The sequence below is a fragment of the Alicycliphilus denitrificans K601 genome (genome assembly GCF_000204645.1).
Taxonomy (GTDB): Bacteria; Pseudomonadota; Gammaproteobacteria; order Burkholderiales; family Burkholderiaceae_C; genus Alicycliphilus; species Alicycliphilus denitrificans.
In genome coordinates, this window is sequence record NC_015422.1 from 1,144,591 (window position 1) to 1,160,004 (window position 15,414).

Here is a 15,414-nt window from a genome sequence, read left to right on the forward strand (position 1 = left end):
AAGGCGTATCAGCGAAGCAGCGCAATGAACGGCGCGATCAGCAGGTCGATGGCGCTGTAGCCCAGCGACATCAACGGGCGCAGCCACAGCTGGCCCACGATGCCTGCGACGACCAGCGCCAGCACGATGAAGAAGCCGTAAGGCTCGACGCGCGCGATGAAGTGGGCCTGCTTCCAGGGCAGCAGGCCGACGAGAATGCGGCCGCCGTCGAGCGGCGGCAGCGGAAACAGGTTGAAGGCCCACATCACCAGGTTCACGGCGATGCCGGCGCGGGCCATCTCGATGAAGAAGCGCTCCTGCGTGCCCATGCCCACGAGCACCACCAGCAGCAGCGCCCAGGCGATGGCCTGTGCGAAGTTGGACGCGGGGCCCGCCAGCGCCACCCAGACCATGTCGCGCTTGGGGTTGCGCAGGTGGTGGAAGTTCACCGGCACGGGCTTGGCATAGCCGAACAGGAAGTTGCCCGAGGTGGCGAAATACAGCAGCAGCGGCATCAGCACGGTGCCTACGGGGTCTATGTGCTTGAGCGGGTTGAGCGTGACGCGCCCCAGCATGGCGGCGGTGTTGTCGCCGAAATGCCGGGCCGTGTAGCCGTGGGCTGCCTCGTGCACCGTGATGGAGAACAGCACGGGCAGGGCGTAGATGAGTACGGTCTGGATGAGATTGGAGAGGTCCACGGCACGGATTGTGTCAGACGCCGTGAATGAGGGAGTTCACGTAGGCGGAGCGGTCAAAGTCTTGTTAGGATTGTCAACTGTTGCAAATTGAAACCTAAATATAAGGAGACACACCGTGATGGGTTTCGACCGGTGGACGATTGGAGCGCGCCTGACGCTGGCGTTCGGCTCGGTGGTGCTGTGGGTGGGCGCGCTCATGGCCGTGGCCCTGTGGGGGCTGGCGCAGCCGGGCGGCGCGGGCGCGGCGGCCGTGCCCTGGGTGTGGGCGCTGGGCGTGCTGGCGGTCCTGGTGGCGGCGGTCTCGTGGCTTTCGCTGCGCAGCGGCATCGTGCGGCCGCTGGCCCAGGCGATCCTGATTGCCGAGACCGTAGCCGCGGGCGACCTGAGCCAGGAGTTCAGCACGGAGCTGCAGGGCGATTTCGGCCGCCTGCTGAGCGCGCTGGGCACCATGGAGGATACGCTGACCGAGCTGGTCGGGCGCATCAAGCAGTCGGCCGACGCCATCGGCGTGTCCGCCGGCGAGATCGACGCGGGCAACGGCGACCTGTCGCGCCGCACCGAGGAGCAGGTGGGGGCGCTCACGCAGACCGCGGCCAGCATGGAGCAGCTCACCGCCACGGTGCGCCAGAACGCCGAGCGTGCGCGCTCGGCCAGCAGCCTGGCGGTAGATGCCTCGAGCACGGCAGGCCGCGGCGGCGCCGTGGTGGGCGAGGTGGTGCAGACCATGGACGCCATCAGCGCCAGCTCGCGCAAGATCGTGGACATCATCCAGGTTATCGAGGGCATCGCGTTCCAGACCAACATCCTGGCGCTCAACGCGGCGGTGGAGGCCGCGCGCGCGGGCGAGCAGGGCCGGGGCTTCGCCGTGGTGGCCAGCGAGGTGCGCAACCTGGCGCAGCGCAGCGCCGTGGCTGCGCGCGAGATCAAGAGCCTGATCCAGGAGTCTGTGCAGCAGGTGCAGGCCGGCGCGGGCCTTGTGGGCCAGGCGGGCGAGACCATGCAGGAGATCGTGCACTCCGTTGGCCAGGTCAGCAGCCTGCTGGGGGATATCTCTCATGCGCTGAGCGAGCAGAGCGAGGGCATTGCCCACGTCAACCAGGCCGTGGCCCACATGGATGGCGCCACGCAGCACAACGCCGCCCTGGTGCAGCAGGCCACGCAGGCCGCCGCCGCCTTGAACGAGCGGGCCGGCGACCTGCAGCAGGCCGTGGGCGCCTTCAAGCTGGACGATGAGACCGCGGGCGGCGTGGCCGCGAACATGCCGAACATGCCCTTGCGCCTCGCGGCCTGACGAGTTTCTTCAAAAAATGTAGCTGCAAGCGCTTGATGGACGGGCGCTTTCAGCCTTTTTATTGCAAACGCTGCGCGGCGCCGTCAGAGGCCGAGCGCCTGCAGGCTGCCGCGCCCCTCGCGCACCACGACGGGGTCGCCGCCGGTGCTCATGGGCGTGAGGTCCAGCACCGTCGTGGGCTCCAGCGGGCAGGCTCCGGCGTCGATGATGCCGTCGATCTGCTTCTCGTAGCGCTCGCGGATCTCCTGCGGGTCGTTCAGCGGCTCGGCCTCGCCGGCAGGGATCAGCGTCGTCGCCAGCAGCGGCGTGCCATGCAGCTCCAGCAGCATCTGCAGGCCCTTGCGGTCGGGCACGCGCAGACCGATGGTCTTGCGCTGCGGGTGGCTCACGCGCCGCGGCACTTCCTTGGTGGCGTCGAGTAGGAAGGTATAGGGCCCGGGCGTGGCGAGCTTGAGCAGCCGGTACTGGCGGTTGTCCACGTGGGCGTAGCTGGCCAGCTCCGACAGGTCGCGGCACAGCAGCGTGAGGTGATGCTTGTCGTTGATCTGGCGCACGCGGCGGATGCGGTCCACGGCGTCTTTGTCGTCCAGGCGGCAGACCAGCGCATAGCTGGAGTCCGTGGGCACGGCCAGTATGCCGCCGCCCGACAGCAGAGCGGCCGCCTGCTTGAGAAGGCGCGGCTGGGGGTTGTCGGCATAGATATCGAAGTATTGGGCCATGGTGCTCAGACTGCGACGGGGCGTTGGGGCGCGCGCAGGATCTGGTGGTCCAGCAGTTCCCACACGGGCGTGAGGTGTGCCGGCAGGTCGGGCAGAGTGCCGATGTCGGTGTGCGATTCGTAGGGGCTATGGAAGTCGCTGCCGCGCGATGCGGCCAGGCTGAACTCCTGGGCCATGGCGGCATAGGTGCGGTATTCGGCGCTCGTGTGGCTGCCCGTCACCACCTCCACGCCCTGGCCTCCGTGCTGCCTGAATTCGGAGAAAAGCGCGTATTCCTCGTTGGCCGTGAAGCGGTAGCGCGCCGGGTGGGCGATCACGGCCACGCCGCCGGCGTCGCGGATCCAGCGCACCGCATGGCCCAGCGTGGCCCAGCGGTGCGGCACGTAGCCGGGCTTGCCCTCGGTCAGGTACTTGCGGAACACCTCGCCCATGTCGCGGCAAACGCCGGTTTCCACGAGGTAGCGCGCGAAGTGCGTGCGCGAGATCAGCTCAGGGTTCTCCACGTAGCACAGGGCGCCCTCGTAGGTGCCGGCGATGCCCGCCTGGGCGAGCTGCCGTGCGATCTCGCGGGCACGCTCGCCGCGCCCCCCGCGCGTGGCCGCGAGCCCCTGGGCCAGCCGGGCATCGTCGGCGTCGAAGCCCAGGCCCACGATGTGCACCGTGGTGTTGGCGAAGGTGACGGAAATCTCGGTGCCCGTGAGGTAGTCCATGCCCAGCGCGTGCGCGGCGGCCGCGGCGCGGTGCTGGCCGCCGATCTCGTCGTGGTCGGTCAGGGCCCACAGCTGCACACCGTTGGCGTGCGCGCGCGCGGCGAGCTGCTCGGGCGTGAGGGTGCCGTCGGACACCACGGAATGGCAATGCAGGTCAGCGTTCAGGGATTGGGGCACCGGGCCATTGTAGGACGCATGCCAGGTGCAGGTGGCGGTGCTGGCCTGGTTGCCCCCGCTCCCGCCAAAGATGTAACAACAACTCAAGAATGCGGTGCAGTTGCCGAAAGTGTCTCCAATTGCAAAGAATCGGGCGCTCCCCTGGAGCCGCCATATCAAAGTCTTCTTGTCATGCACCTCAACCATTTGCCCGTTGCCCGCAGACTGTGGGCACTCGTCCTGGGGCTGACGGCCTCCCTGCTGCTGTTATCGGGTGGTCTGATGGCCTACATGATGCATCTGGACGACGACGCCCTGCACATCGTCCAGGCTAACGAAGATCGCATCAGCCTGATTCTGCGCTGGAAGGGACTGACTGCGCTGGCCGCGGATCAATCCGTGGGCGCACTGTCCTCGGCCGATGAGCATCTGTCGGCGCGACTGCAGCAGAAGGTCAGGGAGGGCATAGAGGTCATCAACGTCTTGCAAAAGCAGATAGAGGCCGCAGCCTTTTCGACCGAAGGCAAGGCTCTGCTCGAGCGTGTGGCGCAGGCGCGCAAGGTGGTGCTGAACTTGCTCGCCGAGGGAGCCAGGCTGCGGGCCGAGGGAGACTTGGCCGGCACGCTGAGCCTGGTGGATAGCAAGTTCACTCCCGCTCTGGCCCGCTATGTTGGAGAGCAGGACGCCTACCTGCAACTGCAGGAGCGCCAGCGCGACGCGGCAAAGGCGCAGGCGGCGGCCCAGCGCCAGCGTGCCCTGTGGCTGTGCCTGGCCATTGTCCTGGTGGTGGTTGCACTCGGCATGGTGCTGGCCAACCTGCTGGTGCGCTCCATCACCCGGCCTTTGGCGCGGGCCGTGGGTCTGGCGGAAGCGATTGCCGCGGGTGACCTGACGCAGGACGTGCACGACGACCGCCGCGACGAGCTGGGCCACCTGCTGCGTTCGCTGTCGGCCATGGGCGCGCGCCTGCGCGGCGTGGTGGGCGAGGTGCGCTCGGGCGTGGAGTCGGTCTCGGCGGCGGCCAGCCAGATCGCCACCGGCAACCAGGACCTGTCGGCGCGCACCGAGCAGACGGCGGCCAACCTGGAGCAGACCGCGGCCAGCATGGAGGAGCTGACCTCCACCGTCACGCAGTCGGCCGACACCGCGCGCCAGGCCAACCAGCTTGCCGCCAACGCCGCCCAGGTGGCAGAGCAGGGTGGCCAGGTGATGGGCCAGGTGGTGACCAGCATGCAGCAGATCACCGATTCGAGTCGCAAGATCGCCGACATCATCGGCGTGATCGACGGCATTGCGTTCCAGACCAACATCCTGGCGCTCAATGCGGCCGTCGAGGCCGCGCGCGCCGGCGAGCAGGGCCGGGGCTTCGCCGTGGTGGCGGGCGAAGTGCGCGGCCTGGCACAGCGCAGTGCCGAGGCGGCCAAGGAGATCAAGCAGCTCATCACCACCAGCGTGGACAACGTGGAGTCGGGCTCGGTCCAGGTCGCGCAGGCGGGCCAGAGCATGCAGGACATCGTGCACAGCGTGCGCCGCGTGAGCGACCTGATCGGCGAGATCACGGCCTCGTCCACCGAGCAGCGCGACGGCATCGGCCAGGTGAACCAGGCGGTGGCCAACCTGGACCAGATGACGCAGCAGAACGCCGCCCTGGTGGAAGAGGCGAGCGCGGCGGCCGCGGCCATGAGCGAGCAGGCGCAGCGTCTGTCGCAGGTGGTGGCGGTGTTCAACGTGGGCGCCAGCGCCGCGGCGGCGGCCCCGCGCGTGGCGCCGCGCCAGCCGGTAGCCGCAACCCAGGCCAAGGCCAAAGCCAAGGTCCCCGCGGCCGCGCCGCAGCCCCCCCAGGTGGCCAAGGCCGCGCCGGCGCCCCAGCCCAAGCCGGCTGCGGCGCCGGCACGCATCGCCGACGCCCGGACGCCGGTGACGGCGGGTGCGGACGACGACTGGGAAAGCTTCTGAAAAGTGAGCGGCCTGCGCTTGCTGGGTGGGCGCTAGGGGCCGCTTTCGCCCTGAATCCCGTCAGAGCTGCACGCCTTCCACCAGGAATTGCACGCGCCGCTCGCCGCGCCACTCATTCACGTCCAGCCTGAAGGCCAGCAGGGCCCGCTCGGGCAGCTGCTCGGTGTGGCCGAACCAGATGGCGTCCACCGGCCGGCCCTGGTGCAGCAGCTTGAGCGACAGGTGGTTCCTGGCCTCGCCCACCAGGCGCTGGCTCAACACCTGCACTTCTTCGCTGAAGGTGGGCGGGGCGAAGCCCTGGCCCCAGACTTCGCGGTGCAGCTGGTCCACCAGCTCGGCGCGGCAGTATTCGGGCGCCAGCGGGCCGTCGGTCTCCAGCCGGCGCGTGAGGGTGGCCGCGTCCAGCCATTCCTGAGCGACCTGGGCGAAGGCCTGCTCGAAGGCCGCGAAATGCTCCGCGGCCACGGTGCAGCCCGCAGCCATGGCGTGGCCGCCGAACTTGAGGATCACGCCCGGGTGGCGCTTGGCCACCAGGTCCAGCGCGTCGCGTAGGTGAAAGCCGGCGATCGACCGGCCCGAGCCCTTGAGCTCGTGCTCCCGGCCCGGCGCGCCGCTGGTGGCGAAGACGAAGCTGGGGCGGTGCAGCTTGTCCTTGAGGCGCGAGGCGACGATGCCCACCACGCCTTCGTGGAAGTCGGGGTCGAACACGCTGATCGCGGGCGGCGGCTCCTCGCTCTCGTCGAACAGGCTCTCGGCCAGCAGCAGCGCCTGCTCGCGCATGCCGCCTTCGAGCTCGCGGCGCTCGCGGTTGATGGCGTCGAGCTGCCGGGCCAGTTCGGCGGCGCGCGCGTCGTCGTCGGTCAGCAGGCATTCGATGCCCAGCGTCATGTCGGCCAGGCGGCCCGCGGCGTTGATGCGCGGCCCCAGGGCGAAGCCGAAGTCGAAGGTGGTGGCCGCCTGTGCCTTGCGCCCGGCCGCGTCGAACAGGGCCTGTATGCCGGGCTGCATCTGGCCTGCGCGCATGCGCTTGAGGCCCTGGGCCACCAGGCGGCGGTTGTTGTTGTCCAGGCGCACCACGTCGGCCACGGTGCCCAGCGCGACCAGGGGCAGCAGCGGCTCCAGCCGGGGCTGGCTGGCCTGGTCGAAGCGGCCGCGCGCGCGTAGCTCGGCGCGCAGTTGTATGAGCACGTAGAACATCACGCCCACGCCAGCCATGGACTTGCTCTCGAAGCCGCAGCCCGGCTGGTTGGGGTTGACGATGGCGTCGGCTGCCGGGAGCTGGGGGCCGGGCAGGTGGTGGTCGGTGACGAGGACCGCCAGGCCCAGGGCCTTGGCCTCGGCCACGCCCTCGACGCTGGCGATGCCGTTGTCCACGGTGATGAGCACGTCGGCGCCTTGCTGCGCCACGCGCCGAGCGATGGAGGCGGTGAGGCCGTAGCCATCCACCACGCGGTCGGGCACCAGGTACTGGACGTGGCGCGCGCCCAGCAGCTTGAGGCCCCGCACGCCCACGGCGCAGGCGGTGGCGCCGTCGCAGTCGTAGTCGGCCACGATGGCGAGGCGCTTGTCCTGGGCAATGGCGTCGGCCAGCAGGGTGGCGGCCTCGCGCGCGCCCTTGAGCGTGTCGGGCGGCAGCAGGCGGGCCAGGGCGTCGTCCAGCTCTTCCTTGGCGCGTATGCCGCGCGCCGCGTACAGGCGCGCCAGCAGCGGGTGCACGCCGGCCTGCTCCAACGCCCAGGCAGCACGCGGAGGAATTTCTCTAGCTATTATTTTCATAGTTGCTCGCGCACACTGGCAAAGCGCTGCGGCCTTAAAAGGCTTTGAATGCGCCGGCCCAGGCCGCGCGGCGCCGTGTGCCAGCTGACGGCGCTGCGCTCGCCGCACAGCGTCAGGCGCGCCGCGCCGCCCTGCGCCACGTGGGCGGCCAGGCGGGCCACGGGGCCGGCGTCCAGCGCCTGCCAGGCCTCGCTCCAGGCGCGCCAGTCGCCGCGCAGGGCCGCGTCGCGCAGTGTGGTGGGCATCTCGGGCGCGGTGGTGGCCGCGGGCGGCTCGGGCAGGGCGCCCGCGCCGTGCACCCAGAAGGCGTTGACGGGCGGCAGGCCCTGTGCGGCGCGCGCGTCGTTGAAGGGGTGGGTGTAGAGCAGCATCTGCACCTCGCTGTGCAGGCGGTGCAGGGTGCGGGCAGCGGCGCTGTCGGCCAGCCAGGGGCGCACGTCGCGCTGCAGCACGCGGTCGAGCGACGCGGTGGCCAGGTCCGCGAACAGGGCGCCGCGCGCGAGCCAGCGTGTGGGCTGGTCGTAGGCCAGGGTGATGCCGTCCTGCTCGAACCAGGGCGCCAGCAGGGCCAGCAGGGCGCGCGATTGCGCCTCGTCCAGCCGCAGCTGCGCCGGGTCGCTCAGCACGCACTGGTCCATGCCCACCTGCCATTGGCAGGGGCTGACGAAGGCCCAGGCCTGCCCCTGGGCGCCGGCGGGTGTCCGGCTTTGCTCCCAGGCGGCCCAGGGCGTGGTGCCTTGGGGCCTCGCGGGCAGGCCCAGGTGGCGGGCCAGGGCGCGTTCGTGGGGCGGGCTGAAATCGGTCTCGCTGCCGTGGTCGCCGTCCGCGGGCGCCAGGCGGCCCAGCAGCCGCTCCAGCTGGGGCAGGGCCAGGTCTTGCGAGGCCCGCCGGCATTCCGGTGCCGGGCTGTCGGCGTAGGCGATGAGCAAATGGAGGGAGGAGGACATGGGAGGGTATTGTCCGGGATGCCACAATCGCGGGCGCTGCGCGGCCCGTGTGCCACCCACGTCGTCATCTCCGGCGTCGCGCAAGTCTTGGACACCATGCAAATTCCCTACGAACTGGCCCTGGGCTGGCGCTACACCCGGGCGGGCCGCGCCACGCGGCGCAATGGCTTCATCTCCTTCATCTCGGGCGTATCCATGCTGGGCATCGCGCTCGGGGTGGCGGCGCTCATCATCGTGCTGTCGGTGATGAACGGTTTCCAGAAGGAGGTGCGCGACCGCATGCTCAGCGTGGTCTCGCACATCGAGATCTTCGCGCCGGGCGGCGCGGCGCTGCCCGACCCGCAGCGTACCCTGGCCGAGGCGCGCGCCAACCCCAACGTGATCGGCGCCGCGCCCTTCGTGGCCGCGCAGGCGCTGCTGGCGCGCGGCGAGGACATGAAGGGCGTGCTGGTGCGTGGCATAGACCCCGCGCGCGAGCCCGAGGTGACCGATCTGGCGGCCGAGAGCGTGCAGGGCCTGCAGGCCCTGGCGCCGGGCGGGTTCCGCGTGGTCCTGGGCAGCGAGCTGGCGCGCCAGCTCGGCGTGCAGGCGGGCGATGTGGTGACGCTGATCGCGCCGTCGGGCCAGGTCACGCCCGCGGGCGTGGTGCCGCGCCTCAAGCAGATGACGGTGGCGGGCACGTTCAACTCGGGCCACTACGAGTACGACTCGGCCCTGGTGCTGATGCACCACGAGGACGCCGAGCGCATCTTCCGCCTGGAAGGGCCGACCGGCGTGCGCCTGAAGCTCGAGGATCTGCACGCGGCCCCCGAGGTCGCGCAGCAGCTCGCGCACAGCCTGTCGGGCGACCTGCTGATCCGCGACTGGACGCAGCAGAACAAGACCTGGTTCGCCGCCGTGCAGCTGGAAAAACGCATGATGTTCATCATCCTCACGCTGATCGTCGCCGTGGCGGCCTTCAACCTGGTGTCCACCCTGGTCATGACCGTGACCGACAAGCGCGCCGATATCGCCATCCTGCGCACGCTGGGCGCCAGCCCGCAGAGCATCATGGGCGTCTTCGTGGTGCAGGGCGCCATGGTGGGCGTGATCGGCACGCTGGGCGGGCTGCTGCTGGGGCTGGGCATCGCCTTCAACATCGACGTCATCGTGCCGGCCATCGAGCGCGCGCTGCACACCACCTTTCTGCCCCAGGACATCTACCTGATCAGCCGCATGCCCAGCGAGCCGCAAAGCGGCGACATCGTGCCGATCGCCGTCATCTCCCTGGTGCTGGCCTTCATCGCCACCCTGTACCCGAGCTGGCGCGCCAGCCGCGTGAACCCGGCGGAGGCGCTGCGCTATGAATGAGTCCACGAACGGGATCGTGCTGCAGGCCCGGGGCCTGGCCAAGCGCTTCACCGAGGGGCGGCTCGACGTGAGCGTGCTCAGGGGCGTGGATCTGCAGGTGCGCGCGGGCGAGACGCTGGCCATCGTGGGCGCCTCGGGCTCGGGCAAGAGCACGCTCTTGCACCTGCTGGGCGGGCTGGACGCGCCGACCGCGGGCACGGTGACGCTCAAGGGCCAGGTGCTGGGCGCGCTCTCGCCCGGCGCGCAGGGGCGGCTGCGCAATGCGCACCTGGGCTTCATCTACCAGTTCCACCACCTGCTGCCCGAATTCAGCGCGCAGGACAACGTCGCCATGCCGCTGCGCATACGCCGCGCGCCCTATGCGCAGTGCATCGCCCAGGCGGTGCAGATGCTGCAGGCCGTGGGCCTGGCCGAGCGCGTGCACCACCGGCCGTCGGAGCTGTCGGGCGGCGAGCGCCAGCGCGTGGCCATCGCGCGCGCCCTGGTCACGCGTCCGGCCTGCGTGCTGGCCGACGAGCCCACGGGCAACCTGGACCGCGCCACGGCGGACGCGGTGTTCCAGCTCATGCTGCGGCTGGCGCGCGAGCAGGGCACGGCGTTCGTGATGGTCACGCACGACGAGACACTGGCGGCGCGCTGCGACCAAGTGGCGCGGCTGGTGTCCGGCGTCTTGGAGTGAAATCGGGTCGCAACGCTTTGTGGGTTTGCGCCTGCAGCTATTCCTTTTGATGCATTCGGCAAAAAAAAGCCGCAGCGTGAAATGCGCTGCGGCTTACCGGAGGCGCCACGGAGAGGCGCCCGGCGGGATCACTTGAGCGACAGAATCCAGCTCACCAGTTGCTTGGCCTCGGCCTCGTTGACCTGTGCGTTGGCGGGCATGGGCACGGGACCCCACACGCCGGAGCTGCCCTTCAGCACGTGCTGAACCAGCGTGGCCTCGGCGCCCTTGCCGGCGTACTTCTTCGCCACTTCCTTGTAAGCGGGGCCGACCAGTTTCTTATCTATGGCGTGGCAGGCCATGCAGTTCTTGGATTTGGCCATGGCCTCATCCGCCATGGCGGGCGCAGCGACCGACAATGCCATTGCAAGGGTGATCAGGGTACGTTTCATCGCGGGGTTCCTCTAGGGGTTGGGGTACATTTGGCCTTCAATGCGATTGTAGTGTTCGCGGTTGACGGGCTTCAAACGAAAGCCTGCGCACGGTGGAGGATGTGGCCATGTATGCCTTGCTTTTGGGCGTTTTGTTGATGCTGCTCAAATATCTGGAGATAGGTCCCGTGGCGAATTGGTCATGGTGGTGGGTGCTGTCGCCCTTCGCCGTGGCGGCCGCGTGGTGGGCGTGGGCCGACGCGACGGGCTACACCAAGCGCAAGGCTATGGAAAAGATGGAGGAGCGCAAGAAGAACCGCATCGACAGGCACAAGGAGGCGCTGGGCATGCGTCCGCGCAGGCCGCGTTGACCGCGGCGCCTTTCCTTCTGCGCGTCAGAACAGGTCCAGCACCGCGCCCTTGCTGGCGCTGGCCGCGTTGAAGGCGAACTTGGCCTGCACGCCGCGCGTGTAGCGCGGCGCCGGCGGCGTCCAGCCGGCGCGGCGGCGCGCGAGTTCATCGTCGCCCACGTTCAACTGCAGCAGCAGCCGGTGGGCGTCGATGGTGATGCTGTCGCCCTCGTGCACGAGGGCGATGGTGCCGCCGACGAAGGCCTCGGGCGCGACATGGCCCACGACCATGCCCCAGGTGCCGCCCGAGAAGCGCCCGTCGGTGATCAGGCCCACGCTCTCGCCCAGGCCCTGGCCGATCAGGGCGCCGGTGGGCGCCAGCATCTCGGGCATGCCGGGGCCGCCCTTGGGGCCCAGGTAGCGCAGCACCATCACGTCGCCGGCCTTGATCTTTCCGTCGAGGATTGCGGCCAGAGCCGACTGCTCGTCGTCGAACACGCGCGCCGGGCCGGTGATGACCGGGTTCTTCAGCCCGGTGATCTTGGCGACCGCGCCCTCGGGGCTCAGGTTGCCCTTGAGGATGGCCAGGTGGCCGTGGCCGTAGAGCGGCTTGTCGATGGGGCGGATCACGTCCTGGTCGGCGCGCGGCTGGCCGGGAACGTCCTTAAGGGTCTCGGCGATCGTCCTGCCGGTGATGGTCATGCAGTCGCCGTGCAAGAGCCCGGCGTTCAGCAGCATCTTCATCACCTGCGGGATGCCGCCGGCGCGGTGCAGGTCGACGGCTAGGTACCTGCCGCTGGGCTTGAGGTCGCAGAACACCGGCACCTTCTGGCGCATGCGCTCGAAGTCGTCGATGCTCCAATCGACGCCCGCGGCATGGGCGATGGCCAGGAAGTGCAGCACGGCGTTGGTCGATCCGCCCACGGCCATGATGACGGCGACGGCGTTCTCTATGGCCTTGCGCGTGACGATGTCGCGTGGCTTCAGGTCGCGGCGTATGGCCTCGATCAGCACCTTGGCGGACTCCTTGGCGGAGTCGGCCTTCTCCTGGTGCGGGTTGGCCATGGTGGAAGAGTAGGGCAGGCTCATGCCCAGGGCCTCGAACGCGCTGCTCATGGTGTTGGCGGTGTACATGCCGCCGCACGAGCCGGTGCCGGGGATGGCGTGCTGCTCGATGTCCTTGAGCTCCCGGTCGCTGATCTTGCCGGCGGCGTTCTCGCCCACGGCCTCGAACACGCTGACGATGTTCAGGTCGCAGCCGTGCAGGCTGCCAGGCAGGATGGTGCCGCCGTACACGTAGATGCTGGGCACGTTGGCGCGCAGCATGCCCATCATGCCGCCGGGCATGTTCTTGTCGCAGCCGCCGATGACCACGCAGCCGTCCATCCACTGGCCCTGCACGCAGGTCTCGACGCAGTCGGCGATCACCTCGCGGCTGACCAGGCTGTACTTCATGCCCTCGGTGCCCATGGCCATGCCGTCGCTGATCGTGGGCGTGCCGAACACCTGCGGGTTGCCGCCGGCCTCGCGTATGCCTTCGATGGCCGCGTCGGCCAGGCGCTGCAGGCCGCTGTTGCACGGCGTGATGGTGCTGTGGCCGTTGGCCACGCCGACCATGGGCTTGTCGAAGTCGGCCTCGGCGTAGCCCATGCCGTAGTACATGGAGCGGTTGGGCGCGCGCGCCTTGCCCTGGGTGATGTGGGCGGAGCGGCGGTTCAGGGGCATGGGGTCGGTCATGGCGGTCCGTCCTGGCGCAGTGGAGGTGGCGGGTAGTTTGGTCGCCGGCGCCCCGGCTGTCCAGCGCGGCCCGCGCCGGGCCTGATGCCGGCGTGGGTTGCGGGCGTGCGACATAATCAAACGGTTTTGCCCATGGCGGGGCTCAAGAGGCCTGTGCCGCGGCGCGCGCCGGCCCCCAAGCGTACGGGCCACAGATTCCCCATAAGCCCATCCTCTCCCGCAACCACGATGCCCGCATACCGTTCCAAGACCTCCACCGCCGGCCGCAACATGGCAGGGGCCCGCTCCCTGTGGCGCGCCACCGGCATGAAAGACGAAGACTTCTCCAAGCCCATCATCGCGGTGGTGAACTCGTTCACCCAGTTCGTGCCCGGCCACGTGCACCTGAAGGATCTGGGCCAGCTCGTGGCGCGCGAGATCGAGGCCGCCGGCGGCGTGGCCAAGGAGTTCAACACCATCGCCGTGGACGACGGCATCGCCATGGGCCACGACGGCATGCTGTACTCGCTGCCCAGCCGCGACATCATCGCCGACAGCGTGGAGTACATGGTCAACGCGCACTGCGCCGACGCCATGGTCTGCATCAGCAACTGCGACAAGATCACGCCCGGCATGCTCATGGCCGCCATGCGCCTGAACATCCCGGTGATCTTCGTCTCGGGAGGCCCCATGGAGGCCGGCAAAGCCAAGCTGGCCGTGCCCGGCACCAGCACCGTGCAGTTCAAGAAGCTCGACCTGATCGACGCCATGGTGATGGCCGCCGACGACAAGGTGAGCGACGCCGACCTGGCAGAGGCCGAGCGCAACGCTTGTCCCACCTGCGGCTCGTGCTCGGGCATGTTCACCGCCAACTCTATGAACTGCCTGACCGAGGCGCTGGGCCTGTCCCTGCCCGGCAACGGCACCGTGGTGGCCACGCACGCCGACCGCGAGCAGCTCTTCAAGCGCGCGGGCCGGCGCATCGTGGAGCTGGCGCGCCAGTACTACGAGCAGGGCGACGAGCGCATCCTGCCGCGCTCCGTGGGCTTCAAGGCCTTCGAGAACGCGATGACGCTGGACATCGCCATGGGCGGCTCCACCAACACCATCCTGCACCTGCTGGCGATCGCGCAGGAGGCCGGGATCGCCTTCACCATGCAGGACATCGACCGCCTCTCGCGCGTCGTGCCGCAGCTGTGCAAGGTGGCGCCCAACACCGACAAGTACCACATCGAGGACGTGCACCGCGCGGGCGGCATCATGGCCATCCTGGGCGAGCTCGAACGCGCCGGCAGGCTGCACACCGACGTGCCCACCGTCCACGCCCGCACGCTGGGCGAGGCGCTGGCGCAGTGGGACATCACCCGCACCGGCGACGAGGCCGTCAAGACCTTCTACATGGCCGGCCCGGGCGGCGTGCCCTCGCAGGTGGCCTTCAGCCAGAACGCGCGCTGGCCCAGCCTGGACCTGGACCGCGCCGCGGGCTGCATACGCTCGTACGACCACGCCTTCAGCAAGGAGGGGGGCCTGGCCGTGCTCACGGGCAACATCGCCAGGGACGGCTGCGTGGTCAAGACCGCGGGCGTTCATGAATCCATCCTGGTCTTCGAAGGCCCGGCCCACGTGGTCGAGTCGCAGGACGAGGCCGTGGAGCACATCCTGGCCGACCAGGTCAAAGCCGGCGACGTGGTCGTGGTGCGCTACGAGGGCCCCAAGGGCGGCCCCGGCATGCAGGAGATGCTCTACCCCACGAGCTACATCAAGTCCAAGGGCCTGGGCAAGGCCTGCGCGCTGCTGACCGACGGGCGCTTCTCGGGCGGCACCTCGGGCCTGTCGATCGGCCACTGCTCGCCCGAGGCGGCGGCCGGCGGCGCGATTGGTTTGGTGAGGAACGGCGACCGCATCCGCATCGACATCCCCAACCGCACCATCGACGTGCTGGTGAGCGACGAGGAACTCGCGCGCCGACGCGCCGAGCAGGACGCCAAGGGCTGGAAGCCCGCACAGCCGCGCCCGCGCAAGGTCTCGGCCGCGCTCAAGGCCTATGCGAAGCTGGTCACCTCGGCCGACAAGGGCGCGGTGCGCGACCTGTCGCTGCTGGACTGACGGGCAGGGTGGCGCTGGCGATGCTCCTGTTTTGCGAGCTGCCAGCGCACACCCATCAATGGTTTTTGTTCAATGGAATGCTGAAGCCCTTTGACGGCGGGCGCCAGCAGCTCCTATTGCCATAGCAGACTTTCCACGCCATGAACCCACTGCACGAACGCATCGCCGCCAGCTTCGACGCCCAGGGCCTGATGCGCACGCTGGGCGCGCGCCTGGTGCTGGTGCAGGACGGCGAGGTGCACATCGAAATGCCGTTCTCCGGGCACCTCTCGCAGCAGCAGGGCTTCGTGCACGCGGGGGCGGTCACCAGCATCGTGGACAACGCCTGCGGCTACGCGGCGCTGACCAGGTCCGCGCCGGGGTGCGAGGTGGTCACGGCCGAGTTCAAGACCAACTTCATGCGGCCCGCCATCGGCGAGCGCTTCGTCGCCGTGGGCAAGGTGCAGAGCGCCGGGCGCATGCTCACCGTGTGCAGCGGCGAGGTGCGCGCGTTTGCCGGCGCGGGGCCGGACTACAAGGTGGTGGCGCTGATGCAGGCCACCATGGTCAGCGTGCCGGCCGGTTCCTGAGC

Annotated in this window: 14 protein-coding genes; 7 read left to right on the forward strand and 7 right to left on the reverse strand. The window is 69.5% G+C overall.

Going from position 1 to position 15,414, the window contains the following annotated elements; genetic code table 11:
• Positions 1 to 8: 8 nt before the first annotated feature.
• The gene (locus ALIDE2_RS05470) at positions 9 to 677 is read right to left on the reverse strand and encodes a site-2 protease family protein (RefSeq protein ID WP_013721587.1); all 669 of its coding nucleotides are present in this window, start codon (positions 675 to 677) and stop codon (positions 9 to 11) included.
• A gap of 118 nt (positions 678 to 795) precedes the next feature.
• On the opposite strand from ALIDE2_RS05470, the gene ALIDE2_RS05475 reads away from it, so the two are divergent.
• Entirely contained in the window at positions 796 to 1,968 is a 1,173-nt protein-coding gene (locus tag ALIDE2_RS05475; RefSeq protein ID WP_013721588.1) for a methyl-accepting chemotaxis protein, read from the forward strand.
• An 83-nt stretch (positions 1,969 to 2,051) separates the two neighbouring features.
• Here ALIDE2_RS05475 and ALIDE2_RS05480 read toward each other — a convergent pair whose 3' ends face one another.
• Complete coding sequence (locus ALIDE2_RS05480) at positions 2,052 to 2,687, reverse strand: L-threonylcarbamoyladenylate synthase (protein WP_013721589.1); 636 nt, start codon at positions 2,685 to 2,687, stop codon at positions 2,052 to 2,054.
• 5 nt (positions 2,688 to 2,692) lie between these two features.
• Positions 2,693 to 3,574, reverse strand: a complete 882-nt coding sequence (locus tag ALIDE2_RS05485) for a 3',5'-nucleoside bisphosphate phosphatase (RefSeq protein WP_041700680.1) — start codon at positions 3,572 to 3,574, stop codon at positions 2,693 to 2,695.
• 171 nt (positions 3,575 to 3,745) lie between these two features.
• Here ALIDE2_RS05485 and ALIDE2_RS05490 point away from each other — a divergent pair, with 171 nt between their 5' ends.
• Positions 3,746 to 5,509 carry a methyl-accepting chemotaxis protein gene (locus ALIDE2_RS05490; protein ID WP_013721591.1) on the forward strand — a complete coding sequence of 588 codons (1,764 nt, stop codon included), beginning with the start codon at positions 3,746 to 3,748 and terminating at the stop codon, positions 5,507 to 5,509.
• Between the two features lie 60 nt (positions 5,510 to 5,569).
• On the opposite strand, the gene recJ is transcribed toward ALIDE2_RS05490, so the two are convergent.
• Positions 5,570 to 7,285, reverse strand: a complete 1,716-nt coding sequence (gene recJ / locus ALIDE2_RS05495; RefSeq protein WP_013721592.1) for a single-stranded-DNA-specific exonuclease RecJ — start codon at positions 7,283 to 7,285, stop codon at positions 5,570 to 5,572.
• Positions 7,282 to 8,232 carry a phosphoglycerate mutase gene (locus ALIDE2_RS05500; RefSeq protein ID WP_013721593.1) on the reverse strand — a complete coding sequence of 317 codons (951 nt, stop codon included), beginning with the start codon at positions 8,230 to 8,232 and terminating at the stop codon, positions 7,282 to 7,284. Before ALIDE2_RS05500 ends, recJ begins: the two co-directional genes overlap by 4 nt.
• Positions 8,233 to 8,328: 96 nt before the next feature.
• Here ALIDE2_RS05500 and ALIDE2_RS05505 point away from each other — a divergent pair, with 96 nt between their 5' ends.
• Together ALIDE2_RS05505 and lolD are read left to right on the forward strand one after the other, a co-directional pair.
• A complete protein-coding gene (locus ALIDE2_RS05505) occupies positions 8,329 to 9,582 on the forward strand; it encodes a lipoprotein-releasing ABC transporter permease subunit (RefSeq protein ID WP_013520146.1) in 1,254 nt (417 codons plus the stop codon).
• On the forward strand, positions 9,575 to 10,261 hold the full coding sequence (gene lolD, locus ALIDE2_RS05510; protein ID WP_013721594.1) for a lipoprotein-releasing ABC transporter ATP-binding protein LolD: 687 nt from the start codon (positions 9,575 to 9,577) through the stop codon (positions 10,259 to 10,261). The genes ALIDE2_RS05505 and lolD overlap by 8 nt, the downstream gene beginning before the upstream one ends.
• 128 nt (positions 10,262 to 10,389) lie before the next feature.
• On the opposite strand, the gene ALIDE2_RS05515 is transcribed toward lolD, so the two are convergent.
• Positions 10,390 to 10,692 carry a c-type cytochrome gene (locus ALIDE2_RS05515; RefSeq protein ID WP_013520144.1) on the reverse strand — a complete coding sequence of 101 codons (303 nt, stop codon included), beginning with the start codon at positions 10,690 to 10,692 and terminating at the stop codon, positions 10,390 to 10,392.
• Positions 10,693 to 10,799: 107 nt separating this feature from the next.
• On the opposite strand from ALIDE2_RS05515, the gene ALIDE2_RS05520 reads away from it, so the two are divergent.
• Positions 10,800 to 11,042, forward strand: a complete 243-nt coding sequence (locus ALIDE2_RS05520; protein ID WP_013520143.1) for a TIGR04438 family Trp-rich protein — start codon at positions 10,800 to 10,802, stop codon at positions 11,040 to 11,042.
• A 24-nt stretch (positions 11,043 to 11,066) separates the two neighbouring features.
• On the opposite strand, the gene ilvD (ALIDE2_RS05525) is transcribed toward ALIDE2_RS05520, so the two are convergent.
• Positions 11,067 to 12,758 (reverse strand): dihydroxy-acid dehydratase, encoded by a 1,692-nt coding sequence (ilvD, locus tag ALIDE2_RS05525; RefSeq protein WP_013520142.1) that lies wholly within the window; start codon positions 12,756 to 12,758, stop codon positions 11,067 to 11,069.
• A gap of 228 nt (positions 12,759 to 12,986) precedes the next feature.
• Between ilvD (ALIDE2_RS05525) and ilvD (ALIDE2_RS05530) the strand changes: the two genes are divergently transcribed.
• Positions 12,987 to 14,843: a dihydroxy-acid dehydratase gene (ilvD, locus tag ALIDE2_RS05530; protein ID WP_013520141.1), complete on the forward strand. Its 1,857-nt coding sequence runs from the start codon at positions 12,987 to 12,989 to the stop codon at positions 14,841 to 14,843.
• A 140-nt stretch (positions 14,844 to 14,983) separates the two neighbouring features.
• Positions 14,984 to 15,412, forward strand: coding sequence for a PaaI family thioesterase (locus tag ALIDE2_RS05535; protein ID WP_013721595.1), 429 nt, complete (start codon positions 14,984 to 14,986; stop codon positions 15,410 to 15,412).
• Positions 15,413 to 15,414 lie beyond the last annotated feature (2 nt).